The organism is Nakamurella sp. (assembly GCF_044224575.1).
In the GTDB taxonomy this organism is placed as follows: domain Bacteria; phylum Actinomycetota; class Actinomycetes; order Mycobacteriales; family Nakamurellaceae; genus Nakamurella.
In genome coordinates, this window is the sequence record NZ_JBGAKE010000009.1 from 1 (window position 1) to 25,644 (window position 25,644).

General features: G+C 69.5%; 20 protein-coding genes and 3 pseudogenes. 13 read left to right on the plus strand and 10 right to left on the minus strand.

The window, feature by feature from the left end; translation table 11 throughout:
• The 4 genes and pseudogenes from ACILSK_RS11900 to ACILSK_RS11915 form a co-directional block, all read right to left on the minus strand.
• Window positions 1-194, minus strand: a pseudogene (locus ACILSK_RS11900) (poly(3-hydroxyalkanoate) depolymerase); the annotation flags it as partial.
• Window positions 195-214: 20 nt separating this feature from the next.
• Entirely contained in the window at window positions 215-682 is a 468-nt protein-coding gene (locus ACILSK_RS11905; protein ID WP_395727377.1) for a MaoC family dehydratase, read from the minus strand.
• A gap of 5 nt (window positions 683-687) precedes the next feature.
• Window positions 688-2,691, minus strand: a complete 2,004-nt coding sequence (locus ACILSK_RS11910) for an acyl CoA:acetate/3-ketoacid CoA transferase (protein WP_395727378.1) — start codon at window positions 2,689-2,691, stop codon at window positions 688-690.
• Window positions 2,692-2,770: 79 nt separating this feature from the next.
• Window positions 2,771-3,319: a hypothetical protein gene (locus ACILSK_RS11915; RefSeq protein ID WP_395727379.1), complete on the minus strand. Its 549-nt coding sequence runs from the start codon at window positions 3,317-3,319 to the stop codon at window positions 2,771-2,773.
• 258 nt (window positions 3,320-3,577) lie between these two features.
• Here ACILSK_RS11915 and ACILSK_RS11920 point away from each other — a divergent pair, with 258 nt between their 5' ends.
• Together ACILSK_RS11920 and ACILSK_RS11925 are read left to right on the plus strand one after the other, a co-directional pair.
• Complete coding sequence (locus ACILSK_RS11920; RefSeq protein WP_395727380.1) at window positions 3,578-4,795, plus strand: PucR family transcriptional regulator; 1,218 nt, start codon at window positions 3,578-3,580, stop codon at window positions 4,793-4,795.
• Between the two features lie 37 nt (window positions 4,796-4,832).
• Window positions 4,833-5,623 (plus strand): annotated as a pseudogene (locus ACILSK_RS11925) (CocE/NonD family hydrolase C-terminal non-catalytic domain-containing protein); the annotation flags it as partial.
• A gap of 55 nt (window positions 5,624-5,678) precedes the next feature.
• On the opposite strand, the gene ACILSK_RS11930 reads toward ACILSK_RS11925, so the two are convergent.
• Both ACILSK_RS11930 and ACILSK_RS11935 read right to left on the minus strand, forming a co-directional pair.
• Window positions 5,679-6,773 carry a zinc-binding dehydrogenase gene (locus ACILSK_RS11930; RefSeq protein WP_395727381.1) on the minus strand — a complete coding sequence of 365 codons (1,095 nt, stop codon included), beginning with the start codon at window positions 6,771-6,773 and terminating at the stop codon, window positions 5,679-5,681.
• A 78-nt stretch (window positions 6,774-6,851) separates the two neighbouring features.
• Window positions 6,852-8,138, minus strand: a complete 1,287-nt coding sequence (locus ACILSK_RS11935; protein ID WP_395727382.1) for an MFS transporter — start codon at window positions 8,136-8,138, stop codon at window positions 6,852-6,854.
• Window positions 8,139-8,497: 359 nt separating this feature from the next.
• On the opposite strand from ACILSK_RS11935, the gene ACILSK_RS11940 reads away from it, so the two are divergent.
• The 6 genes from ACILSK_RS11940 (at window position 8,498) to ACILSK_RS11965 (ending at window position 14,848) form a co-directional block, all read left to right on the plus strand.
• Window positions 8,498-9,283: a helix-turn-helix transcriptional regulator gene (locus ACILSK_RS11940; RefSeq protein WP_395727383.1), complete on the plus strand. Its 786-nt coding sequence runs from the start codon at window positions 8,498-8,500 to the stop codon at window positions 9,281-9,283.
• Window positions 9,284-9,594: 311 nt separating this feature from the next.
• Entirely contained in the window at window positions 9,595-10,368 is a 774-nt protein-coding gene (locus tag ACILSK_RS11945; protein ID WP_395727384.1) for a DeoR/GlpR family DNA-binding transcription regulator, read from the plus strand.
• A gap of 143 nt (window positions 10,369-10,511) precedes the next feature.
• Window positions 10,512-11,891, plus strand: a complete 1,380-nt coding sequence (locus ACILSK_RS11950) for an ABC transporter substrate-binding protein (protein ID WP_395727385.1) — start codon at window positions 10,512-10,514, stop codon at window positions 11,889-11,891.
• 64 nt (window positions 11,892-11,955) lie between these two features.
• Window positions 11,956-12,909 carry a carbohydrate ABC transporter permease gene (locus ACILSK_RS11955; protein WP_395727386.1) on the plus strand — a complete coding sequence of 318 codons (954 nt, stop codon included), beginning with the start codon at window positions 11,956-11,958 and terminating at the stop codon, window positions 12,907-12,909.
• Window positions 12,906-13,799 carry a carbohydrate ABC transporter permease gene (locus ACILSK_RS11960; RefSeq protein ID WP_395727387.1) on the plus strand — a complete coding sequence of 298 codons (894 nt, stop codon included), beginning with the start codon at window positions 12,906-12,908 and terminating at the stop codon, window positions 13,797-13,799. The genes ACILSK_RS11955 and ACILSK_RS11960 overlap by 4 nt, the downstream gene beginning before the upstream one ends.
• 98 nt (window positions 13,800-13,897) lie before the next feature.
• The gene (locus ACILSK_RS11965) at window positions 13,898-14,848 is read left to right on the plus strand and encodes a carbohydrate kinase (RefSeq protein ID WP_395727388.1); all 951 of its coding nucleotides are present in this window, start codon (window positions 13,898-13,900) and stop codon (window positions 14,846-14,848) included.
• A 31-nt stretch (window positions 14,849-14,879) separates the two neighbouring features.
• Here the strand turns inward: ACILSK_RS11965 and ACILSK_RS11970 are convergent, their stop codons facing one another.
• From ACILSK_RS11970 to ACILSK_RS11985, 4 genes are all read right to left on the minus strand, one after another.
• Window positions 14,880-15,644 (minus strand): DeoR/GlpR family DNA-binding transcription regulator, encoded by a 765-nt coding sequence (locus ACILSK_RS11970; protein ID WP_395727563.1) that lies wholly within the window; start codon window positions 15,642-15,644, stop codon window positions 14,880-14,882.
• A gap of 191 nt (window positions 15,645-15,835) precedes the next feature.
• Window positions 15,836-16,456, minus strand: a complete 621-nt coding sequence (locus tag ACILSK_RS11975) for a hypothetical protein (protein WP_395727389.1) — start codon at window positions 16,454-16,456, stop codon at window positions 15,836-15,838.
• Between the two features lie 4 nt (window positions 16,457-16,460).
• Window positions 16,461-17,897: an OmpA family protein gene (locus tag ACILSK_RS11980; RefSeq protein ID WP_395727390.1), complete on the minus strand. Its 1,437-nt coding sequence runs from the start codon at window positions 17,895-17,897 to the stop codon at window positions 16,461-16,463.
• Between the two features lie 294 nt (window positions 17,898-18,191).
• On the minus strand, window positions 18,192-19,409 hold the full coding sequence (locus tag ACILSK_RS11985; protein WP_395727391.1) for an ROK family protein: 1,218 nt from the start codon (window positions 19,407-19,409) through the stop codon (window positions 18,192-18,194).
• A gap of 107 nt (window positions 19,410-19,516) precedes the next feature.
• Here ACILSK_RS11985 and ACILSK_RS11990 point away from each other — a divergent pair, with 107 nt between their 5' ends.
• The 5 genes and pseudogenes from ACILSK_RS11990 (at window position 19,517) to ACILSK_RS12010 (ending at window position 25,469) form a co-directional block, all read left to right on the plus strand.
• On the plus strand, window positions 19,517-21,052 hold the full coding sequence (locus ACILSK_RS11990) for a sugar ABC transporter ATP-binding protein (RefSeq protein WP_395727392.1): 1,536 nt from the start codon (window positions 19,517-19,519) through the stop codon (window positions 21,050-21,052).
• Window positions 21,049-22,107 carry an ABC transporter permease gene (locus ACILSK_RS11995; RefSeq protein ID WP_395727393.1) on the plus strand — a complete coding sequence of 353 codons (1,059 nt, stop codon included), beginning with the start codon at window positions 21,049-21,051 and terminating at the stop codon, window positions 22,105-22,107. The genes ACILSK_RS11990 and ACILSK_RS11995 overlap by 4 nt, the downstream gene beginning before the upstream one ends.
• Before the next feature lie 108 nt (window positions 22,108-22,215).
• Entirely contained in the window at window positions 22,216-23,319 is a 1,104-nt protein-coding gene (locus tag ACILSK_RS12000) for a substrate-binding domain-containing protein (protein WP_395727394.1), read from the plus strand.
• 28 nt (window positions 23,320-23,347) lie between these two features.
• Window positions 23,348-24,437, plus strand: a pseudogene (locus ACILSK_RS12005) (Gfo/Idh/MocA family protein).
• A 24-nt stretch (window positions 24,438-24,461) separates the two neighbouring features.
• Entirely contained in the window at window positions 24,462-25,469 is a 1,008-nt protein-coding gene (locus ACILSK_RS12010) for a sugar phosphate isomerase/epimerase family protein (RefSeq protein ID WP_395727395.1), read from the plus strand.
• The last annotated feature ends 175 nt before the right edge of the window (window positions 25,470-25,644 follow it).

The following is a 25,644-nucleotide window of genomic DNA, read 5'->3' on the forward strand; positions in this document are numbered from 1 at the left end:
AAGCGCACCACCTCGATGGCCGGGTCGAGGGCGTCGACGAACGGATCCAGCACGTCCATGGTCGCCCCGATGCCGTTCATCAGCACCAGCGGCGGGCCGGTGCCTGCGCCGGGTCGCACCCGGACGGCCAGCGGCCGGCGGCCGATCGTCAGCATCGATGCGCGTTCGGACCGGCCGACGTCGCTGGTGGTCATCATCGCTTCCTTGGCTCGAGTCACCGGTAGAGATAGACGGTTTCGGCGATGCACGGGGGCCGGTCGGCCCCTTCGATCTCGTACCGCAGGCCGAATGTCGCCTCCACCCCGCCGCCGGTTCGTTCGGTGGCCGCGGTCAGCGTGATCACGCTGCGCACCCGACTGCCGACCGGCACGGGCGCCGGGAACCGGACCTTGTTCACCCCGTAGTTCAGCACCTCGGAGCAGTGCTGAACCCGGACCACCTCGGCCAGGAACATGGGCGCCAGTGACAGCGTCAGGTACCCATGGGCGATCGTGCCGCCGAACGGTCCGTCCTTGGCCCGCTGCGGGTCGACGTGGATCCATTGGTGATCTCCGGTCGCGTCGGCGAACGTGTCGACCTGGTCCTGCGTGATGTCCACCCAGTTGCTGGTGCCCAGCACGCTGCCGGGCAGGTCCAGCAGGTCCGTCGGGGTGGCAATCTCGGTGTGCGTGCCGGTGGGCATCGTCGTCAGCTCCCCTTGATGAGGTAGGGGTCGAGCCCGGCGCCGGTGGCGGTGAGCCAGCCGACCGCCTCTTGGCGGCTCTCGTAGATGTGCGGTGACAGCCCCCGCTCGGTCAACTGGCCGCCGAGTTTGAGCCGCATGAACGAGCTGGTGGTGTAGCGGGTCACGCTCGCGTAGTAGCGGTCGGCCAGCCCGCGCACGACCGCGATGTAGGCGTCGGCCATGTCCGGGGCCAGGTGGAAGTTGTCGTAGTTCACGGCGATCCGGACCTTCTTGCCGATCGCCGACAGCCGCTTGTCCACCTCCGTGCCGATCGCCTCGACGTCGGCCGGGGTCCGCAGGGACATCCCCTCCATGTTCAGGAAGAACATGTTGCGCTCCGGGTCGTAGGCGAACCGGGCCTCCAACGGGACGGTCAACAGGTCGTCCTGCAACCCCATCGGCGGGTCCCGGAAGATCCGGGCGTCCATCGGCGCGGGATCGCCGTTGACGATGGGGCTGAATCCGACGTGCCGCAGCACGTCCCGTTCGACGTCGAGACCGGGCGCGATCTCGATCAGTTCCAGCCCGTCCGGGGTGAGCCGGAAGACGCAGCGTTCGGTCACGTACAGCACCGGCCGGCCCGCGGCCGCGGCGTACTGCCCGGAGAAGGTGCGCTGCTCGACCTCGTTGAGGAACTTCGCGGCGGCCACGCCGTCGGTGACCTCGATCCGGCCGTCCCGCACCTGGGTGCGGCTGGGCGCCAGGAAGGTCCCCATGAAGATCACCTTCTTGGCGTTCTGGCTGATGTTGATGAAGCCGCCGGAGCCGGCCAGCTTCGGGCCGAACCGGCTGACGTTGACGTTGCCCTGCCGGTCGGCCTGGGCCATCCCCAGGAAGGCCGCGTCGAGCCCGCCGCCGTCGTAGAAGTCGAACTGCGCAGGCTGGTCCAGGATGGCGTGGCCGTTGATCGCCGAACCGAAATCGAGCCCGCCGAGGGGCATTCCACCGATGACGCCGGGTTCCGCGGTCAGCGTGATGTAGTCAAGGACGTGTTCCTCGGCGGCGACGTTGGCTACTCCCTCGGGCATCCCGATTCCCAGGTTCACCACCGAGTTGGGCCGCAATTCCATGGCGGCCCGCCGGGCGACCACCTTGCGCGGCGAGAGGGGCAACGCGGCCACGCCGGACAACGGCACCCGCAGCTCGCCGCTCAGGGCCGCCGAATAGCGGGTGCCGAACGTCTGCCAGTGCCGTTCGGGGGTGGACACCACCACGCAGTCGACCAGCACACCCGGAATCTTGACGTCCTTGGGTCGCAGCACGCCGTCGTCGGCGATGCGCTCGACCTGGACCACGACCAGGCCGCCGCGGTTGTGCACGGCGGTGGCCACCGCCAACTGCTCCAGGAAGAGCGCCTCGTGCTCCATGGTGATGTTGCCGGCCGGGTCGGCCGTGGTGCCGCGCAGGAACGCGATGTCCAGCCGGTCGAACGCCTTGTAGAACAGGTACTCCTCGCCGCCGATCGTCATCAGCTCGACGACGTCGTCGGTCGTCCGGTCGTTGATCTTGCCGCCGCCGTGCCGCGGGTCGACGAAGGTGCCCAGGCCGACCTTGGTGAGCAGGCCGGGCTTACCCGCGGCGGTGTCGCGGAACAGTTGGGCGATCACCCCCTGGGGCAGGTTGTACGCCTCGATCGAGTTCTCCACGGCCAGCCGGCCGAGCGCCCCGGACATCCCCCAGTGCCCGCCCACCGCCCGCCGCAGCAGACCCGGGTGGCACAGTCGTTCGGTCCCGCGCCCCTGGCGGTCGCCCTGCGCGACGGCGAACGCGATCGTCAGGTCGCGCGGCGAACCCGTCTTGAGGAAGCGCTCCTCCAGGGCCAGGGTCAGTTCCTCGGCGAAGCATTGGCCGGCGAAGCCCTCCACCACCACGGCGTCGCCGTCGCGGATCAGGGCGACCGCCTCGGCGGCGGTGACCACCTTGTCCCGGGCCAGCCCTCCGGTCAGCGACTCGACGGGAAGTCTCATGCGGCACTCCTCGGTGCGATGGAATGGGTGGGCGAGAGCAGCGGCGAGCAGGCCGTCGCGGGCGTGGGCGGACGATCACTCACGGTGGACCCACCACGGCCACGTTCGCGCCGCCGTCCACGGAACTGAGCTCGTCGAGCAACCGGGTATAGGAACCTGTGACCGCCGCAATCCACTCGAGTTGGTTGGCGCCCAGGGTGTCCCGGGAGAAGTCGACGACTGCCTGTAACACCGCCCGGTACCCTTCGAGCAGACGCGGCCCCTCGCCGGCGGTGCGCCGGATGATCTGCTCGTTGAGGGCATGGATTCGCTCGACGGTGTGCCGGTCGGTGGCCTGCGGCGTTACGGACGGGCCATCGGCCGTGGCGATGTAGGCCGAACAGACCTCCTCGAGGAAGATCGCGTGGGCCCGGGTCAGCGCCCGCGACCACTCGGACGCCGAACCCGACCCGTCCGAACCGCAGTCCGCGATCTCGCGGAGCGCATGCTCGTGAGCCTGCAGGAGCCCGTAGTGGGTGGATCGCGACGCGCCGATGATCCGTTCGGTGTACTGGTTGATCCGGTCGACGACGATCCCCGCCGGCCGGTTCACCACGCTCGACGCGGTGGTACCCGCGTCACCGGTCACGCTCGGCCGGAATGCCGAAGGCGTCGGCCGATCCGGCTCTCGCACCCTTCCCGATGCTGGTCCCGGGTCCACGATGACTCCTTTGTCCGGCCGCCCCGTCCGACTTCCGGTCCGGACGGTTCCGCAGCTCCCCGCCATCACATCCAAACTCAGCAGCCCGGCATCGGTCGATGGACGCCGGCACACCATCGGACCCGTTCTTCAGTGGCGCCGCACAACGGGCGGCGGAGACTCGTCCGGGTGCCTATGCTTCGCCCCGTGCAGGACCCGAACCCCACCAGGCGTGACCCCGATGCCTCCATCACGGTGTTGGCCACGTCGCTGTTGGAACGGCTGGACCGGTTGGCCGAGGAGTTGGCCGAGCGGATCGCCGACCAGGTACACCTCTACCGGCCCGGTGGGCCGGTCCCCCGATCGGACCTGATCGAATCCTGCCGGGACAATCTCGAGTTCATGTTCGGCCGCCTGGGTGCACTGGGTCCGCACGACCTGTCGGCACCTCGCCGAACCGGGGCGAGGCGCGCCGCGCAGGGCGCTCCCCTGTCCGCCGTGCTCAGCGCATTCCGCATCGGCTTTGCGTTCATGTGGGACGTGGTCGCGGACGAGGCGCACCGCACCGCACTCGTTTCGGACGCTGATCTGGTCCGCGCCGCCTCCGATGTGTGGACGCTGAACGAGATGTTCACCACGGAGATGATCTCGGCCTACCGGGACGTGATGACCGAACGGGCCGTGCGGGAAGATCAAACCCGATCGGCCCTGGTCGCGGCCCTTCTGGAGGGAACCGCCACCACCACCAAGACCGTGTGGGAGGCCGCTGATCTGCTGTCGCTGCCGTACCAGGGCAGATTCGTCGTCGTCGTCGCCGAGACGATCTCGCTGGCCCAGCCGGCCCTCCCCACCGTCGAGCATCACCTGCGAGCCCGTGACATCGGATCCGCGTGGCGACTCCGGCCGGACCAGCAGGTCGGCATCGTGTCGTTCCGCCCGGCCACCCCGGTCGGCATCCTCACCGAGGTGCTGCAGGGCGCGGCGAACGGCCGGATCGGGGTCAGCCCGACCTATAGCCATCTGGAACGGACCGCCGAGGCGATGCACCTGGCCCGGATCGCGCTGGCCAGCGTCCCGGCCGGCCGGGTCGAGGTCTGCGTGTTCGACGACTCGCCGATGGCCACCCTGGTCGCCAGCTCACCCACCACCTCCTACCGAATCGCCCAGCAGACCCTGGGTCCGATCCTGGACCTCGACGCCGAGCAACGAGACCTGCTCCTGGAAACCATCGACACCTTCTACAAGGCAAAAGGATCCACCATCGAGATGGGCAAGTATCTCTTCTGCCATCCCAATACGGTGCGCCACCGACTCCGCCGCATCGAGCAGCTGACCGGCAAGTCGTTCGACGATCCCGTCGCGGCCGCCGAGATGTACGTCGCTCTGGAGGCCTTCCGCCGCCTGCCCTCGCCGTCCACATCCTGAGTCTCGGGTGGAACTACCTTGTCCGGACGTACCGGCCCGGATGGGCATGCTCGGCGAGTTCGGTCTCACCTGGCCGTGGGAGAGCCTGCACGTGGAGGCGCTGGCCTGGTTCGACCACTGGCTCAAGGGGCGGGACACCGGGATCATGGACGGGCCCGCGGTGCGTTACCTGCTGCCTGGCCAGGACGACTGGCGCACCGCCGACGCCTGGCCCCCGTCTGCGGAGCACCGCGTGTTCGCGCTCGGCGCCGACGGCACCCTGGGCGGCGACCCGGACGGGGCGGCATCGCGCCGGTACCTGTGCGAGGGCGCCGGCCTGAACCGGATGCCCAACGCCAACCCGTTCCCGTTGCCGGGCCTGCTGTCCTGGGACACCGTCCCGCTGGCCCAGGACACCGACGTGGTCGGCGAGATCGAACTGCGGCTGCACGCGGCCAGCACCGCATCCGATACTGCCTGGATCGCGGTCCTGCAGGACGTCGACGAGGACGGCACCACGGTCGACGTCACCGCGGGCTTCCTGCGGGCGAGCATGCGCGCCGTGGACGAACAGACCAGCCGTCCCGGCGCGCCGACGCTGCCCTGCCGTCATCCACAGATCGTGCCGGTCGGTGAACCCGTCGAGTACCGCATCCCGCTGGTGCCCAACGCCCGCCGGTTCCGGGCCGCCACCGGATCCGGTTGGTCCTGACGTCCGACGATCAACCGGCGGACCGCCCGGCGATCATGAACTTCCGGCACACCCCGGTCGGCACCAGTGCCGTCAACGAGATCTTCGCCGACTCCCAGCTACTGCTACCGGTACTGCCAGCCACGGGCCCCGGCTGACCGAAACGCCTCACCGGCCGGCCGAAGTCGGCCGGCCGGTGAGGGGCTCGTGGAGTCAGCGTGCGGGCGTGACCAGAACCTTGCCCGAGCTGTCAGCCTTGGCCCGGGCGAAGGCCTCGTCGACCTCGTCCAGACCGAAAGTGCGGGAAACGATCTCGTCGGTGGGCAGGCCCCCGTCGGCGGCGATGGTCAGCGCCGTCTGCATGTCGGCTTCGGTGTAGGCGGCGCAGCCCTGGATGCGGATCTCCCAGTCCTGGATCAGCGGCATCGGCAGCGTCGCGTCGCGGGGCGGCACGCCGACGACCGCGAGGGTGCCGGCCCGCCGGAGCAGCGCAACGGCCTGGTTCAGCGACCGCTGGTTGGTGACGCAGTCCAGCACGACGTCGGCCGGGCCACCCAACTCGGCCAGGACCTGCTCGTTGACGTCCGGATCGCCGGCCTGCACCGCACCGTGGGCACCCGCCCGCTTGGCCCGTTCGAGCTTGCCGGGATCCAGATCGGTCACCACGACCGAGGCCGCGCCCGCGTGCAGGGCCGCCACGACGCACAGCACACCGATCGTGCCCGCACCCAGCACGACCACCCGGGAGCCCTTGATCTCACCGGCGATCCGGACCGCGTGCACCGGCGTGGCCAGACACTCCACCAGCGCCGCGGTCGGGTCGTCCACGCCGTCCGGCACCGGGAACAAATTCCGTTCCGGGGCGACGAAGTAGTCGGCCATCGCGCCCGCCCACCCCAACGACGGATCGCATCCGATCCAGGTCAGGTTCTCGCAGGCGTTGGAGCGGCCGGCGCCGCAGTTCTGACAGTCGCCGCAGGCGACGTTCGGCTTGAGCAGCACGCGCTGCCCGACGGTCAACTCGGCGACGCCGTCGCCGAGTGCGATCACCGTGCCTGTCGCCTCGTGGCCGGGCAGGTAGCGGCTGGTCAGGAAGGGGTGTTGGCCGGCGATGGCGTGGGTGTCCGATCCGCAGATCCCGATCAGGGTGCTGCGGACGAGGGCCTGGCCCGGCGCCGGCGTGGGGATCGGCGCCGTCTCCAGCCGGACGCCGTGGTTCGGCTCGGCCACGGCCCGCCGCATCGGGCCGGGGACCTCGGCCGCGGCCGGGTTGGTCAGGGCGGTCGTGGTGGTCGGAATCGTGGTCATGATCATCGCTTTCGTCGGTGAACAGCGGGTGGGGGGCAAGCTTGGTGGTGCACGGGCAGCTGAAGGGTCAGGCAGCGGTCAGGCAGCAGTCGCCGCGAGCTCGGTGGAGTGGGTCTTGGTCTTGGTGGTGATGCCGGGCTGGTCGGGCCGGACGAAGTAGGTCAGGCCGGCGCCGATCAGGTACAGCACGGCGTAGGCCCAGCAGACCCCGCCGATGCCGGCGATGGGCAGCAGCACCATGGCGATGGCCGGGCCGAGGAACGTGGAGACCCCGGCGGCCAGGTTGTGCGCCGAGACGGCGGCACCGGTGTGCTCCGGAGCCAGCGCCGGGAAGACCGCACCCATCGGGACGAAGGCGGAGACGGCGACGGCCAGCAGTACCGCTGCGCCACCCAGGGCGAGCATGTTCGGGCCGGTCCACTGCGGCAGGTAGTAGAAGGCCAGGGTGGCCACGGCGCAGCCGACACAGCCGTACCAGCGCATCTGCCGCATCCAGCCGAACCGGTCACCGATGCGGCCCCAGAGCACGTTGGTCACGATGGTGACGGCGAACATCAGGCCCCACAGCTGCATCCACTGGGTCACCTCCAGTACCGCGACACCGTCGTAGCTGTTGGTCGACAGGTACAGCGGCATGATGACCGGGAACCCGAACAGGGTGAGGTTGCAGATGACCCGGACGATCGCCAGGACCAGGATCTGCCGGTTCTCGACCAGAATGGTGGCGCCCCGGGCCATTTCCCGCAGCTTTTGCGACGAATTCATACCCGTCGGCCGTTCCTGGGCGGTGCCCCGGTAGCGGTAGGCGCTCCACGCGGCCAGCACCACACCGGCGGCGACCCACGGCAGGGCCAACCACAGGGTCAGCTGCTCACCCAGCACCGGCAGCAACCAACTCGGCAGGTAGGTGCCCAGCACCCCGATGCCCAGCGAGTACGCCGCCCAGTACCAGCCCATTGCCGTCGCCAGCCGCGACCGGTCAACGGTCTGGGCGATCTGCACCACGAAGGAATAGATGAACATCGGGTAGGCCGCGGCTCGCAACCCGTAGATCATCAGGATCAGCGGCAGGCTGCCGGAGTTCAGGCCGACGCTGAGCAACACGACCTGCAACACCAGCCAGGCGATGCCGGCGATCACCATGACCCGCCGGGCGCCGAACATTTCCGCGATCACCCCCGAACACCAGGCGGCGATCGCGGCGACGAAGCCGTACACACTGAACGCCAGTGCGGCATCCACCGGCGTGTAGCCCAGGTCGACCAGATACCTTGCCAGGAAGGTCAACTCGAAACCGTCGCCGGTCATGAACAGGGCGATCGCGGCGTAGCCGATGATCAAGGAACGTGGCAGTCGTGCAGACACGGGGTCACCTCGTTGTGCTGGATGGGGGGCGGGGCCGAGTGCCGCTCTGCAACGTTCAGCAGCAACCGGTAAGACCATCCTGGCGGCCGGACGGGTTCCGATCTATAGCCACAGAACCGCCTGACTGGTACTAATTTGACTTGCCGGGTGGCGGCTGAGGGCTAGGCCGGTATCGACGCAGGCTGGTTGAAGGAGGTTCGGTGGTCGAGTCCGACGGGGTCGTCAAGCGTGATCCGTCGACGCCGCTGACCGGTCGGTCACCGGCGGCCGAGATCGTGGTGCCCGATCTGGCCAGCAGCGTTCGGTGGCACCAGCACGACTTTCCGCACCCACTGGCTCGGTGGCATACCCATCCCGAGGTGGAGGTGCACCTGATCCGGCGGAGCAGCGGGCTCGCGTTCGTCGGGGATCACATCGGCCCCTTCGGGCCGGGACACTTCGTGCTGGTCGGGTCGCACCTGCCCCACAACTGGATCTCCGACCTCGATCCCGATGAACTGGTCGTGGGTCGCGACGTTGTTCTGCAGATCGATCCCGCGCGCATCAACCGGCTGGCTGAGGACCTCCCCGAAGCCGCGGAGGCGATCAGCCTGTTCCACGCGGCCAACCGGGGAATCGAGTACACCGGCCGCACCGCGGCCGAGGCGGCGATCGAACTGGAACGCATCGGAAGCAGCAGCGGTCTGCACCGGCTGCAACGGGTCTTCGGCCTCCTGAGCCTGCTCGCCGACGCACCCACGCATGAGCAGCACACGCTCTCGCAAAGCCCCGCCGGGGCTCCGCTGGACGCGCCGGCGCAGCTGAAGGTGGATGCGGTGCTTCGCTACATCACCGACAACCTCGCCGGAGAGATCCGTTTGGACGAAGCGGCGGCAATCATCGGCATGACGCCGTCCGGGCTCTCCCGGTTCTTCCTGCGCGCCGCGGGAAGTGGCTTTGCCGACACCGTCCGCCGCCTGCGGGTGATCAGGGCGTGCACCCTGCTGTTCCGGACCGACCGCCCCATCGCCGAGGTCTGTTTCGATGCCGGCTACCAGAATCTCTCCAACTTCAACCGCCAGTTCCGGGCCGAGACCGGAATGACGCCACGCGAGTACCGAACCAAGGTCCGCACCGGAGTCGCCCGCGGGGTTCTGGCGACCTGACCCGGCGGCATCATTGCCCGAAAGCCAACCGCTTCGGGCATCAGGAGTCGGTCATTCGGGCATCACCGCGGCCGCCGGGCGGACCGACACCGCCGATCAGCCCCAGGACGGCCCGGCAAAGCGGGCACGAACCGGGCACGGCCATGACCGGACAAACACTGGACGGGTGCGCCGCCGGGGGTCATTCTTTGACCGCGGGTCTCGGCCCCACCGCACGACGGGCCTGACCGGGCACGCCACCGAAGATCCACGGTATGGCAGGCACGTGCAGGTGAACTCGGACAACAACGGCGAAGGACGGGTGTGGGTCGATGCGTACGGAGGCGGGTGAGAAGCGGCGCCGGCTCATCCTCGAGCACGCCAGAGGGAACGGGCACATCGATGTCGCCGACATTGCCGGCCGGCTCGAGGTGGCCGCGGAGACGATCCGCCGCGATCTGAAGGTGCTGGAAGACCACGGCCTGGTGCGGCGCACCCATGGCGGCGCCTACCCGACCGACGGTGCCGGCTTCGAGACCACCATGACGTACCGCTCGGGCCACCGGGTGCCGGAGAAGCGTCGCATCGCGGCGGCCGCCGCCGGCAAGCTGGGTGAGGCCGAGACGATCTATTTGGACGAGGGCTTCACCCCGCAATTGGTCGCCGAGGAACTGATCAAGCTCCAGCGCCCGTTGACCATGGTGACGGCGTCGCTGGCCGTCGCCGGTGCACTGGCCCCGGTCGAGACGATGTCGGTGATCTTGCTCGGCGGCCGGGTCCGCGGACGCACGCTGGGCACGGTGGACCACTGGGCAACCACCATGCTGTCCGACCTGATCATCGATCTGGCCATCCTGGGCACGAACGGCATTTCCCGGGACCGCGGCCTGACCACACCGGATCCGGCGGTGTCCGCGGTCAAGCACAAGGTGATCGAAGTGTCCCGACGGCGCCTGTTCGTCGGCGTCCACACCAAGTTCGGCACGAACAGCTTCTGCAAGTTCGCCGACGTCGCCGACTTCCACACGCTCGTCAGCGACACCGGCCTGTCCGCCGGTGACGCCCGTCGCTATGCCGCGCTCGGCCCCGAGGTGATCCGCGTGTAGCGGGCCACCCCCGCCGCGCACCGCCGATCCCCGGCGGTCCCACCACCTCCCACAGAAACCCACCACCGGCCACCGGTCGAGCGATCCGCTCGACCGGTGTCGCCCGCGCGCCCCCACCATCCTGTTCAACCGAGAGGAAACCCATGCGAGCCCCTCACCGGAGAGCCCGTCGAGCCAGTCGATCCCGGGGGCGGATCGCCATCGGCGTCGTCGCCGTCGCACTGCTGGCCAGCACCACCGCCTGCGCGGCCGGCGCCGGCGGGAAATCGGACACCGGCCACTCCATCAACGTGCTGATGGTGAACAACCCGCAGATGGTCGACCTGCAGCGGCTCACCGCCGACAACTTCACCGCGCAGACCGGGATCACGGTGAACTACACCGTCCTGCCCGAGAACGACCTGCGGGACAAGGTTTCCCAGGAGTTCAGCAGCCAGGCCAACCAGTACGACGTGGCCTCCCTGTCGAACTTCGAGATCCCGATCTACGCGGGCAACAACTGGCTCTACCCGCTCGACGACTTCGTCGCCGGCGACCCCGAGTTCGACCAGCCGGACATCTTCCCGTCGATGACCCAATCGCTGAGCGCGGACGGCGTGCTCTACGGCGAGCCGTTCTACGGCGAGTCCTCGTTCCTGATGTACCGCAAGGACATTCTGGACGCCAAGGGTGTGGTGATGCCGGAACGGCCGACCTGGCAGCAGGTCGCCGACATCGCCGCCACGGTCGACCACGCCGAGCCCGACATGCGGGGAATCTGCCTGCGCGGCCAGCCCGGGTGGGGACAGGTCATCGCGCCGCTGACCACCGTGGTCAACACCTTCGGTGGTACCTGGTTCGACAAGGACTGGACGGCGCAGGTCAACGGTCCCGGCTTCACCGAGGCGACCGACTTCTACGTCAACCTGGTCCAGCAGCACGGCGAACTCGGCGCCCCGTCAGCGGGTTTCACCGAATGCCTGACCGCGCTGGCGCAGTCCAAGGTCGCGATGTGGTATGACGCCACCTCGGCCGCCGGCATCCTGGAGGCGGCGGATTCGCCGGTCAAGGGCAAGCTGGCCTACGCCCAGGCCCCGGTGGAGAAGACCGCGTCATCGGGCTGGCTCTACGCCTGGTCGTGGGCGATCGAGAAGAACACCCAGAAGTCGACGGATGCCTGGAAGTTCATCTCCTGGGCCTCCGGCAAGGGCTACGAGAACCTGGTCGGCAACGAGCTCGGCTGGTCCCGGGTGCCGGCCGGCAAGCGCTCGTCGACATACGAGAACCCGCAGTACCTGAGCGCGGCCGCGGCCTTCGCGGAGCCGACCAAGACAGCGATCACCGAAGCCAATCCCACCGATCCGGGCGTGCAGCCGCGACCGACCGTCGGCATCCAGTTCGTCGGCATCCCGGAATTCACCGCACTGGGAACCAAGGTCTCGCAGGACATCTCCAGCGCCATTGCCGGTCAGCTGAGTGTCCAGGACGCCCTGAACCGGGGCCAGGAACTCGCCACCAAGGTCGGGGTGACCTACCAGCAATGACCAGCCGCCGCACTCAACGCCCACCGACGCCCGCCGGCATCCGCTCCGACTCGGAGGTTCCCGCATGAGCACCACCACGGCCATCGCGCCCCCACCGGCCCACGCGCCGAACAATCTCGACCTCACCCCGAAACAGGCGTGGATCCGGCGCATCCCGCTGCTGCCGGCGCTGGTCTTCACGATCATCCTGACCCAGCTGCCCTTCGTGGCGACCCTGGGCATCTCGTTCATGAACTGGAACGCCTACCGCCCCGACCTCAAGGGATTCGCCGGACTCTCCAACTACGTCAAGGTCTTCACCGACCCGGACCTGCTGCGGTCGGTCTGGGTGACGATCCTGATGACGGTCACCGTCGTGCTGGTCAGCCTGGTCCTGGGCCTGGGCATCGCCCTGCTGCTCAACCGGGTCTTCCTGGGTCGGGGGCTGGTCCGCACGATGATGATCACCCCGTTCCTGATCGTCCCGGTGGCCGCCGCCCTGCTGTTCAAGCACGCGATCTACAACCCGATCTTCGGCCTGCTCAACGGGGTGATCACCTGGGTGTGGGGCATTTTCGGCAGCACCGACGCCCCGCAGGTCGACTGGATCACCCAGTTCCCGCTGGGCTCGATCGAGGTCACCCTGATCTGGCAGTGGACCCCGTTCATGACCCTGATCCTGCTGGCCGGCCTGCAGTCCCGGCCGGCCGAGGTGCTCGAGGCCGCCGCGGTCGACGGCGCCAATCCCTGGCAGATGTTCGTGCACATGACCCTGCCCCACATGCGGCAGTACCTGGAACTGGCCGGCCTGCTCGGCGCGATCTACGTCGTGCAGACCTTCGACGCGGTCTACACGATCACCTCCGGTGCGCTCGGCACGGCCAACCTGCCGTTCACCATCTACCAGACGCTATTCACCGCCCAGGATTACGGACTTGCCTCGGCGCAGGGGGTGATCGTGGTGCTCGGTTCGATCCTGATCGCCACCTTCGCGGTGAAGAACGTGTCCAGCCTGCTCGCAAAGGACGGCGGAAAATGACCACCACCCTCGCGCCCCGCGCCTCCACCGCCGCCGGCCGGACCGCGCCGGGCACACCGGCGACCAAGAACCGGCTCGGCAAGGCTGCCCTGACCGTGCTCACCTGGGCCATCGGCATCGTCTTCATCACCCCGGTGCTGTACATGGTGCTGACCAGCTTCCACTCCGAGATCGACGCGGCGTCCAACCCGCCGGACCTCTTCGCGCCGCTGACCCTCGACGGGTACCGGGCCTTCTTCGGCGGCGAATCCGGCGCCAGCCCGTGGCCCTCGCTGATCAACTCCGCCTGGGCCTCCGTCGGGTCGACGATCCTGGTGATCATGCTGGCGATCCCGGCGGCCTACGCCTTGTCGGTCAAGCCGGTCCGCAAGTGGACGGACGTGATGTTCTTCTTCCTGACGACCAAGATGCTGCCCGCCGTGGCCGGCCTGATGCCCATCTACCTGATCGCAGCGGGAATCGGCCTGCTGGACAACATCTGGTTCCTGATGATCATCTACACGGCGATGAACCTGCCGATCGCGATCTGGATGCTCCGGTCGTTCCTGGCCGACGTTCCCCCGGCGCTGTTCGAGGCCGCGTCCATCGACGGCGCCAACCTGATCCAGACCCTGCGCCGGATCATCATGCCGATCATCTCCCCCGGCATCGCCGCCACCGCGCTGATCTGCTTCATCTTCGCCTGGAACGAGCTGCTTTTCGCCAAGGTCCTGACCGGGGTCGTCGCCCAGACCGCCCCGGTCTACCTCACCGGCTTTGTCACCTCGCAAGGTCTGTTCCTGGCCCAGCTCTGTGCCGCCACCACCGTGGTGTGCCTGCCGGTGCTGGTCGCCGGGTTCGCCGCCCAGGACAAGCTGGTCCAAGGACTCTCCCTCGGGGCCGTCAAGTGAGCCGCACCGATCCGGGCTGCCTCCTGATATCCGGCGCGGCCACGCTTCTCCGGCCGCCCGCCGGGATCTCCGACGACCCGAGGACGGTGTAGCACCAGATGTCCACCATCGCCGTCGTCGGTGAGATCGTGGCCGATGCCGTCCTGCCGCCCGGGGCAGTGGTCGACGGAGTCGCCCACCTCACCGTGCACCCCGGAGGCGGCCCGGCCAACACTGCCGTCGCCCTGGCTCGCTTGGGTACCACCGCCCGCTTCGCCGGCCGCCTGTCCAACGGGGCGCTCGGCGCACTGTGCCGGGCCACACTCGAAGCCTCCGGGGTCGACCTGTCCACCTCGGTGGTGGTGGACCGGCCCGCGACGCTGGCCATCGCCCGGCTCGACGCCGGCGGGGCCGCCAGCTACGAGTTCTACACGGAAGGAACGGCCGACTGGGGCTGGACCGACGAGTCCCTCGCCCCGGTCCTGGACGCCCAGGGCGGCGCTGCCGGCCACCCCCTGGCGATCCACACCGGAACTCTGGCGCTCGCCCTCCAACCCTCCGGGACGGCCATCGAGAACCTGCTCGCCCGCGCCCGCGGCCGGATGACCATCTCCGTTGATCCGAACCTCCGGACCAACCTGGTTCCCGCGATCGTCTACCGGCAGCGCATCGATGGGTGGGCCGCGCTGTCCGACATCATCCGGCTGTCCGAGGACGACCTCGATCAGCTCTGGCCCGGATGGACACCCGGACAGGCAGCCACCCACCTGCACCAGCTGGGAGTCGCGCTGGTGGTCGTGAGCCTGGGCGCGGCCGGCGCGTTCGCGTCGCTGCGCGGGGAGCGGATCACCGTGCCCATCGCCCCGACCGCTCTGGTGGATACTGTCGGCGCCGGCGACTCGTTCCACGCCGGGCTGCTGCACCACCTCGCCGAGGCGGGCGCCTTCGGTGGGCGGCTCGACCACCTCACCATCGGCCAAACGGGCGCGGCGCTGGAGTTCGCGGCCCGGGTGGCCGCCGTCACCTGCTCACGTCCGGGCGCCGATCCGCCCTGGGCTGCGGAACTATGAGCGGCCCTGCCGCGACGTGACGGGGTGCCGTTCAGGCACGAACGACCTCGGGCCCCAAGGCCGCGTACCGGTGGGCAGCCGTCACCGATAGTCCGGTATCGGTGACCAGCGCTTCGAACTCGGCGACATCGGCGAACCGGCAGAAGCTGTTGTAGCCGAACTTGGTGTGCACGCCGACCATCAGCCGGCGCCGAGAAGCCTCGACCACCTTGCGTTTCACCGCGGACACCGAGGGTTCGGGGGTGGTCAGGCCACGTTCGATGGAAACGCCGTTGGTCCCCAGGATGGCCACATCGATCACCAGATCGGACAGCATGTCGGTCGCCCAATGATCGACGGTGGCCATGGAGGCAGCGCGCACCCGTCCGCCCAGCAGCAGCACCGAGATCGAATTCACCGGAGCGAGGGTCTGAGCGGCGGACAGGGACGACGTCACCACCGTGAGCCTTCTGGCCTGCTTGGTCAGCTCGTCCGCGACCAGGCCGGGGGTGAACCCCTCATCCAGGTAGAGCGTGTCGGCGTCGTTGACCATGCCGGCGGCCGCCATGGCGATGCGCCGCTTTTGCGGAAGGAGCAGTCCCGCGGACCGCGACACCGTCGTTTCGAAACCCGCCGTGTCGATCGGGTAGGCGCCGCCGTGGGTCCGTCGAATCAGCCCGTGGTCCTCCAACACCCGCAGATCCCGACGGACAGTCTCCGGTGACGTTTCCATCTGCTCGGCAAGATCGAAGACAGTGGCGTGACCGGTCCGACGGGCTTGTTCGAGAATGAGTCGACGCCGTTCCTCGGCATTCACCACCACCGGCCCCCGCCCATCATCCTCGAGTGTGCAGTCGTTCGTGCCTTGGACTATCACACGGTGACAGGTCGTGGCTTCGCGGGCTCCTCACACACAGCCGACCCTCTCTCCCGGCCGGTCTCGGCCACGTCGGGCAGCGACGTCCGGCTCCGGGCGGCGATGAGCGGGCCGACGTCCGCGCCGCTCGGTCAGCGGGGGCGGGTCAGCTGCCTGACCAGCTCCGTGCGCTGGGCGTCCGAGAAGTCGGGGAGGGCCAACCCGACCATCGGCGCCTGCCGCTCGTCGACCCCGGTGAATTGTTCGACCCCCACAAGCCGGACGAGGGCGGCGATCACGAAGTCGCGGCCCGGGAAAGACCTGCGCAGGAACGGGTCGACGAAATCACCGGGGTCGTCGAGGTGTTCGCGCAGCGCGCGCAGCACCGCGGCCTCATCGCGGCGCCGGGCCGGGTATCCGCGATAGCCGGCCCGGCCCAGGAGGTAGGCCGCCGTCGGCATCAGGGCCTCCGCGCCGAGGGCACGTATCAAGACCCCGTCGACGAGGTCGTCCGCTCGCTGCCCGACCACATGCAGCAGGGCCAGCGCGAACACGGGATCGGGCGGCTCGGTGATCTCGGTGATCTCGGTGGCCCGGTCGATGGCGTCGGACAACAACCGCGTCACCTCCCGGTCCGGTGCGGAGACCAGCCCCTGACCGACGGTCGTCGAGTACGGCAGGTAGGCCTTCTCCCCGAAGCCGACCGCGCCCGGTGGATCAGCGCGAATCACCTCGAGTTCGGCATCGAGGGCTCGGCGCAGGGCAGCGTCCATCGGGTCAGTGCACCCACACCTGGACGCGACGGTTCTTGCTCTCGCTCGCGCCGGTGCTGGTCTCGACCCGGGCCCAGTCGGCGCCGTAGCTCTGCACCTCCAGGCGGGCGGCGTCGATGCCCTTGGAGACCAGGTAGTCCCGGGCGTTCTCGGCCCGCTTGAGACTGAGCGCCATGTTCAGCTTCGCGCTGCCGGTCAGGTCCGCCGCTCCCCCGAGCTGCGCGCGCAGCGCGGCGTTGCCCTGCAGCTTGGTGACCACGCTGTCCAACTGGGTCTTGTGGGCGTCCTTGAGATCGGACTTGCCGATGTCGAAGTCGTCGAGGATCTCGGCGTACTTGCCGGCGTAGTACTGATCCATCGTGGCGCCCCAGGCCGCCGAGGGCGTGTCGGTCACATCGGCATCCTTGGCGCCGGTGAGCACGATCGGCGCGTTCTCCTTGTCCTCGATCTTGAAGCCCCACAGGATCGCGCCCAACGGCTCGCGCGTCTCGAGCACCATCGGCACTGATTCGAACGACAATTCCGAGTCGCCCTTGCCGGTTCGGGGCGACGGCGCCTCCGGGGTGTCGTCCATGGTCGCCGATGTGGACACCCCTGTCTTCGTCGACGACGCGCCGACGACCCGACCGGGCGACTCGTTGGCCCACGACTTGGTCGTCTGGTTCCACTCCGCGCCATAGAACGGGTCGTTCTCGGAGTCGACGAGGTGATCGATCCGATGCTTTGAGGTCGGATCTTCGAACGGCTGGAACTTGGCCTTGTTGCGGGCCGGGTCGGCCTCCGACCCACCCGCATAGGCCAGATCGGAGCCGATCTTGTTGATCACCGTCTGGCCGTAGCTGACCGTTTTCGCGTCAACCTTGGTCGCGTCCGGCTTGAAGTCGAGGTCGATCCGCGCGCTCTGATGGTTGGCCGGCGCCAGGCTCCAGGTCAGGTCACCCTTGAGCAGGGTCTTGGTCCCGGTCAGGGCGGGCGGCAATGGCAGGGTCGGATCCTTCGGCGCCTTCTCGGGAGCACCACCGTCGGCCGAACCCGGCTCAGCCGACGTCCCGGTTCCGGATTGACCCCCGGACGGAGCCTGCTGCTGCCCGGCGGTCGCCGGTGAGAACGCCTGGCCCAGCATCGCGTTCAGCGCCTCGTCGACGTGCCCGGCGGCGAACCAGGCGACGACCTGGTGGGCCAAACCCGGGTTCGCCGCCAGCATCGCTCGCAGACCGGAGGGGCTGCCGGCCTTGGCGGCCAAGCTCTCGACGGGCGACGGGCCGGCAGCACCCGCGGCGTCCCGGCTCGCCACATCGGTTCTGGACGCGCGCTGCAGCGCACCGGCCACGGCGGCGTTGCCGGCCGACCGCTGCAGCCGCAACACGGCCGAGGTCGGCCGACCGGCGTCGCGGTCGGCGCGGTGATCAGGCGCCGTACCGAGCCGTTCGTGTGCCCTCATGATTCGAGTATCCGCACCCCGATCGGCGATTCGCAGCAAGGGGATGAACTCTGCCCCAAAGGGAAGCGGCACGGACGGGTTGCGGTGGCCCCGACGGAATTCACCGGCCGCTGATCACGGTGATCGAGGCCGGCCGCGAGCGGAGCGGCCGTCAACGGCCCGTGCCCGGGACGAGTCATGGCTCCGGCGGGCGCTCCACGGATGGCGGCGCCGTTGGGCCGGGCGACGTCGGCGGCCGGCTGGCCCGCCATACGGACCGCGCTCCGGTCGTCACCGACCGAAACAAGCTGATAGTCAGGCGCTCTCGGTCCGAGTGGGCTCGATCTGTTCGCCGAGGGACCGGCGAACCAGTCGATCGACCGCGTCCGGCGCCAGCACGCTCTCGATCACCATCGCGCTGGCCCCGCGCACGCCGGCTCGGGCACCGGTGTGACTGGTCGTGATGAGCAGATGCTGGGTGGACAGGGGCGGCGAGCGGTGGTAGACGATCTCCCGGGCACCGGCCAGCAGGTGCTCGCCGGCCTCGGCCAGCAAACCGCCGATGACCACCACGGACGGGTTCAGCAGGTTCACACAGGTGGCCAGGACGGCGCCGATGTCCCGACCGGCCTGCCGGATCTCCTGGACGGCGAGCATGTTGCCCTCGCGAGCCAGCCGCACGACGTCGGCGGTCGATTCGGCCGGCAGGCCGGCGGAGCGCAACCGCGCGGCGATCGCCGGGCCGGCGGCGACGGCTTCCAGGCAGCCGATGTTCCCGCAGGTGCAGACCGCGGTCGAGCCGCCGAACGCCCGGACGTGACCCAGGTCCCCCGCCGATCCCTGGGCCCCGCGGTTGAGTCGCCCGTCCGACACCAGACCCGCGCCGATACCGGTGGCCACCTTGACGAACAGAAGATGGCCGGTGTCCCGCCAGGCATGGACGAACTCGCCGAGCGCCATCACATTGACGTCGTTGTCGACCAGCACCGGGGCGGTGAGGTGGCGGGACAGATAGCCGGGGATGTCGAATCCGTCCCAACCGGGCATGATCGGCGGGCTGGTGGGCCGGCCGGTGGCGAACTCCACCGGGCCGGGCACGCCGACCCCGACCCCGGCGACATCGGCGACCTCGCGTCGCGCGTCCGCCAGCATCCTCGACCACACCGTCCAGATGTGCTCGAGGACCGCCGTCGGCCCGTCGGCGATCGCGAGCGCCTCGGTCCGTTCGCCCAGCGGGATCGCGTCCAGGTTGGTGACCGTCAGCGTGGCGTGGGTCGCGCCCAGGTCGGCGGCGAGCACGACGCGAGCGTCCGGATCGAAGGCGAACCGGGTCGGCGGCCGACCGCCGGACGATCGCGCCTCACCGGCGGCGCTGATCAGACCGGTGGCCAGCAACTCGTCGACCCGGGCAGTGATCGTCGAGCGGGCCAGACCGGTGCGATCGGCCAGTTCCGCGCGGGTCCGCGCGGAGCCGTCGCGCAGGAGCTGGAACAGATCCCCGGACGCCATCGCCCCGAACCGCAGCGTCGCCATTGCGTCAGTGAACCACAACCTTATGCATGGAGCAGTGACCCCTTCGTTATCCGCAGTTCGCGGCTTTTGCTTGACCAACAAACATAAGTGCAACTACGGTCCCCGGTATGACCCAGGTCGACGACGACCGCGCGACTGCTCCCCTTCTCCAGATGCGGGGGATCGTTAAAACCTTCCCCGGGGTCCGGGCGCTGGACGGGGTCGACCTGCAGGTTCGCGCCGGCGAGGTGCACTGCCTGCTCGGTCAGAACGGCGCCGGGAAGTCGACGCTGATCAAGGTGATGGCCGGAGCGCACCAGGTCGACGCCGGCGAGGTGCTCTGGGCGGGTCAACCGGTTCAGCTGTCCTCCCCGGTGGCCGCCCTACGCCAGGGCATCGCCACCATCTACCAGGAGCTCGACCTGGTCGACTGGTTGACCGTGGGCGAGAACATCTTTCTCGGCCATGAGCTGGCCAGGGCCGGCTTCTCGCAGCGCGCGGCGACCCTGCGCCGGGCCCGAGAACTGCTGGAACGGCTGGGTCATCAAGAGATATCGGCGAGTCGGGAAGTCGGCACCCTGTCCGCCGCCGGCAAGCAGATCGTCTCGATCGCCCGAGCCTTGTCGCGCGAGGCCCGGCTCATCGTCATGGATGAGCCCTCCGCGGTGCTCGACGGCGAGGAGGTGGAGAACCTCTTCAAGATCGTCGACGACCTGGCCGCGGCCGGTGTGGCCGTCGTCTACATCTCCCATCGGCTGGAAGAGATCCGGCGCATCGGCGATCGGATCACGGTCCTGAAGGACGGCCGCAGCGTGGCGTCCGGTCTCGACGCCCGCGGGACCCCAACGGCCGAACTGATCCGCCTGATGACCGGCCGGTCCATCGAGTACGTCTTCCCGCCCCGGTTGCGCAAGACACCGGCGCCGGACATCGAACCGCTGCTGTCGGTACGCGGGCTGACCCGGCGAGGCGAGTTCGCGGACATCGACTTCGACGTCCGGCCGGGCGAGATCATCGGACTGGCCGGTCTGGTCGGGGCGGGGCGCAGTGAGATCGTGGAGACGGTCTTCGGAGCCCGGCGCGCCGATCGCGGGCAGGTGTCGGTCGCCGGCCGGGTCCTGCCGAACGGATCGGTGCGGGCAGCGGTCGATTCGGGGGTCGGACTGTGCCCGGAGGAGCGGAAGTTCCAGGGCTTGCTGCTGGATCAGCCGGTTTACCAGAACATCTCGCTCGCCAGCCTGCGCCGGTTCGCCTCCGCCGGGTTCACCCGCCCGGCCCCGGAGCGGTCCGCCGCGATGCAGGTCGCGGCGACCGTGCACGTTCGCCCGGCCGACCCCGACCGGCCGGTCCGCACGCTGTCCGGCGGCAACCAGCAGAAGGTGCTGCTGGCCCGCTGGCTGCTGCACGACTGCCGGGTGTTGTTGCTCGACGAACCCACGCGCGGGGTCGATGTCGGCGCCCGGACCGAGATCTACGCACTCGTCAGGCAGCTGGCGGATTCCGGGGTGGCCGTGGTGGTGGTGTCCAGCGAGGTGGAGGAGGTGCTGGGGTTGGCGGATCGGATTCTGGTGATCGGCGGGGGTCGCGTGCTGTACGACGGCGATGCCGACCGCATCGACGAGAACCGGGTGCTGGATCTGATCATGGCAGGCACGGCGGCATGACCGGCCAGCCGACGCCCGAGCCACCGGACCCCGGCCTGCCGGCGCGGGCCACCGCGGTCTCCCCCACGGCGCCGGTCACCGGTCCCGGGGGCCGGCGGTCCCTGCCGTCCGGCGTCACCCGCAATCTCGGACTGGTCATCGCTCTACTGCTGCTCTGTGCGGTCGGCGTGATCACCGCCGGCGACCGGTTCGCCAGCGCCGACAACGTGTTGACCATCCTGCGGCTGGCGTCCGTGATCGGCGTGGTGTCGATCGGGATGACGTTCGTCATCACTGCCGGCGGGATCGACCTGTCGGTGGGCGCGGTGGTCGGACTGGCTTCGGTGTGGGCCACCACCACCGGCACCCAACTGCTGGCCACCGGCGTGCACTGGATCATCATGGTCAGCACCGCGCTGCTGGTCGGCGCGGCGGCCGGGCTGATCAACGGAGTGCTGGTCGCGTACGGCCAGATCGTGCCGTTCATCGCCACTCTCGCGATGCTGGCGGCCGCCCGCGGCCTGGCCGAGATCCTGGCCAACCGGCAGACGCAGATCATCCGGGTCCGCGGGTTCCTCGACACGTTCACCGGCAATCTGCTGGGTATCCCGGTGCTGGTGTGGATCTTCGCGCTGGTGGCGGTAGCCGGCTGGGTGCTGCTGAACCGCACCACATTCGGGCGGCGCACCTTCGCGGTCGGCGGCAATCCGGAGGCCGCCCGGCTGGCCGGCATCCGGGTGAAGCGGCACACGATGCTGCTCTACGGGCTCGTCGGACTGGCCGCGGGCATCGCCGCCGTGATGATCATGGCCCGCACCACGGCGGGCTCGTCCACCCACGGCACGCTCTACGAACTGGACGCCATCGCGGCGGTCGTCATCGGTGGCACGCTCCTGTCCGGTGGGCGCGGCACCATCGTCGGGACCATCTTCGGCGTCCTGATCTTCACGACCCTGACCAATGTGTTCACCCTGAACAACCTGTCGATCTCGGCCCAGGCGATCGCCAAGGGCGTGATCATCGTCGTCGCGGTCCTGCTGCAGCAACGGATCGCCGCTCGGTCGCGCGGCGGCTGAGCCGGCCGCACCAGCGACATCGCCGGTCTCGCCCACCGCGAGCCCGACGGCGGTCCCGTGCGGCCGCCACGTCATCCGGACCATCCCGCCCACTCGAAGGAGCCGACAATGCCATCGCCGTCCCGACCCACCGGTCGCCGCCGCCCCGTCCTGCGCTCGCTGGCGGCCGTTGCCGTCGGTGCCCTGGCCCTGACCGCCTGCACCAACTCGTCATCGAGTTCGGGCACGACGCCCGCCGAGAACTCGAGCGCGGCGAACACCGGCACCGTGGCCGGCGGCACCGGATCGTCCGGAGCGACCGGCGGCAGCGCCACCGGCGAGAAGATCCGGATCGGCTTCTCCGCCCCGGCCGCCGATCACGGATGGATGGGGTCGATCACCAAGTCGGCGGTGGCCGAGGCGGAGGCGCTCGGCGACGTCGACCTGATCGTCGCCGAGGGCACCAACGACGTGAATCTGCAGATCAGCCAGGTCGAAACGTTCATCAATGACAAGGTCGACGCGATCGTGCTGCTGCCGTTCGACGGCGCCGCGATGACCGACGTCGCGATCAAGGCGATGAATGCCGGCATCCCGGTGATCAACGTGGACCGGGAGTTCGCGAGCCCGTTCGCCGCCCGCGCGACGATCCTGGGCGACAACTACGGCATGGGCGTGTCCGCCGGCACGTATATCTGCGAGCAGTTGTCGGGCAAGCCGGACGCGGTGGTCGCCGAGATCGCCGGCATCGATTCGCTGCCGCTGACCCAGGACCGCTCCAAGGGCTTCTCCGACGCGCTGGCCGACTGCGGGCTGTCGGTGACGAACCGGGTCGCGGCCGAATTCACGGTCGAGTCCGGTGAGGCCGCCGCCTCCAACCTGCTGCAGGCGGCGCCCAAGATCGACGCGTTGTGGAACCACGACGACGATCAAGGGGTCGGCGTGATGGCCGCCATCAACAACGCGGGCCGGAGCGAGTTCGTCATGGTCGGCGGGGCCGGCTCGGCCAACGTCATGCGGGACATCCAGGCTGACGACACGGTTCTGAAGGCGACCGTCATCTACCCCTCCACCCAGGCCGCCGACGGCATCCGGCTGGCCCGACTCGTCGTGCAGGACGAGGCGCTGGGCGATCTGGTCGAGGTTGCGGTGCCCCGGGAGATCGTGCTGTATGCGCCGGTGGTCACCAAGGAGAACGTCGACCAGTTCCTGCCGACCGCGTTCGAGTCCTGACCGGCGAGGGTGATTCGGGGAGCCGGCGATGACCGTTGAGTCCGCACCCGCGCTACGGGTGGCCATGATCGGATACGCCTTCATGGGGGCGGCCCACTCCCAGGCCTGGCGGACCGCGGCCAGGGTCGCCGACCTGCCCCGGCGCCCGGAGATGGCGGTGGTGGTCGGCCGATCCGCGGACGGGGTGCGGGCCGCCGCCGATCGGCTCGGCTGGGCCGCGAGCGACACGGATTGGCGGCGGGTGGTGCAACACCCCGACATCGACCTGGTCGATATCTGCTCACCGGGGGACACCCACGCCGACATCGCGGTCGCGGCGCTGGCCGCCGGCAAGCACGTGCTGTGCGAGAAGCCGCTCGCGAATACGGTCGAGCAGGCCCGTCGCATGGTCGAGGCGGCCGGTGCCGCCCCGGGCCGGCAGGCGATGGTCGGCTTCACCTACCGGCGCACGCCGGCCGTCGCGCTGGCCCGGGAGATGGTGGCCGACGGTGCGGTCGGCACGGTCCGGCAGGTCCGCGCCCAGTACCTGCAGGACTGGCTGGCCGACGAAGCGGCTCACCGGTGTCTCCGGCCTGCTCGAGACCTTCGTGACCCAGCGGCCGCTGGCCGGCCCCCGGGACCCCGGGGCATCGGCGATCGGCGGTCACGCGTCCGCGGGGTACGGGCCGGTCACCGTCGACGACGCCGCCCTGTTCTTCGGGCGGCTCGAATCGGGGGCCACCGCATCGTTCGAGGCCAGCCGGTTCGCGCTCGGCCGCAAGAACGCGATGCGTTTCGAGATCAGCGGCAGCGAGGGCAGTATCGCATTCGACTTCGAGGACATGAACGTGCTGCAGTACTACGACGGCCGCCGGCCGCCGGCCGCGGCCGGGTTCACCCGCATCCTCACCACCGAGCCCGACCACCCCTACCTGTCGTCCTGGTGGCCGCCCGGCCATGGACTCGGCTACGAGCACGGCTTCACCCACCAGGTCATCGACCTGGTGCGGGCGATCGACTCCGGCATACCCGCCCGACCGACGTTCGCCGACGGCCTGCACGTGCAGGAAGTTCTGGCCGCGGTGCAGGAGAGTGCGGCGCACGACAGCAGATGGCAGGCGATCCCGGCCGCGGGCTGAGGAGCGACGAAGGAGCGAGAAACGATGGCACGACCGATCACCCTGTTCACCGGCCAGTGGGCGGACCTGCCCTTCGCGGAGGTGGCCCGACTGGCCGCCGACTGGGGCTATCAGGGCCTGGAGATCGCCTGCTGGGGCGATCATCTGGATGTCGCCCGGGCCGCCGAGGATGACGACTACGTGGCCGGCCGGCGGGAGATCCTGGACCGGCACGGGCTGTCCGTGTACGCCATCTCGAACCACCTCGCGGGTCAGGCCGTCTGTGACGACCCGATCGACGCCCGGCATCGGGACATCCTGTCCGGCCGGGTGTGGGGCGACGGTGACCCGGAAGGGGTGCGCCAGCGAGCGGCGGATGAGATGGCGCTGACCGCGCGGGCCGCCGCCCGGCTCGGGGTGGACACCGTCATCGGTTTCACCGGGTCGGCGGTCTGGAAGTACGTTGCGATGTTTCCGCCCGCCTCGCAGGAACTCATCGACGCCGGCTACCGCGATTTCGCCGACCGCTGGAATCCGATCCTGGACGTCTTCGACGAGGTCGGGGTGCGGTTCGCCCACGAGGTCCACCCGAGCGAGATCGCCTACGACTACTACACGACGGAGCGGACGATGGCGGCGATCGACCACCGGCCCGCCTTCGGGCTCAACTGGGATCCGAGCCATTTCGTGTGGCAGGGACTGGATCCGGTCATGTTCCTGTGGGACTTCCGGGACCGGATCTATCACGTGGACTGCAAGGACGCCAAGCTGCGTACCGGCAACGGCCGGCGCGGCGTCCTCGGCTCCCACCTGGCCTGGGCCGACCCCCGCCGGGGCTGGGACTTCGTCAGCACCGGCCACGGGGACGTTCCGTGGGAGGACTGCTTCCGCATGCTGAACACCATCGACTACGCCGGCCCGATCTCCGTCGAGTGGGAGGACGCGGGCATGGACCGGCTGGTGGGTGCCCCGGAGGCGCTGGCGTTCGTCCGATCGCTCGCCTTCGACCCGCCGGCCGCCGCCTTCGACGCCGCGTTCTCCGGGGCCGACTGACCGGGCGAGGTCCGACGCTCGTCCTGTCGGCGCGGGCCGGCGTCGCCACTCGCCGCGCCCGACACCGTTGTCTCCGAAGCCACAGTGGGGCAACGGGTCCGACCGGCGGCCGGGTCGGCGGCCGGACCGGCTGCTGGCCCGGCTCGGGACGTGTCCGGAAAGGGCACGAGACCTT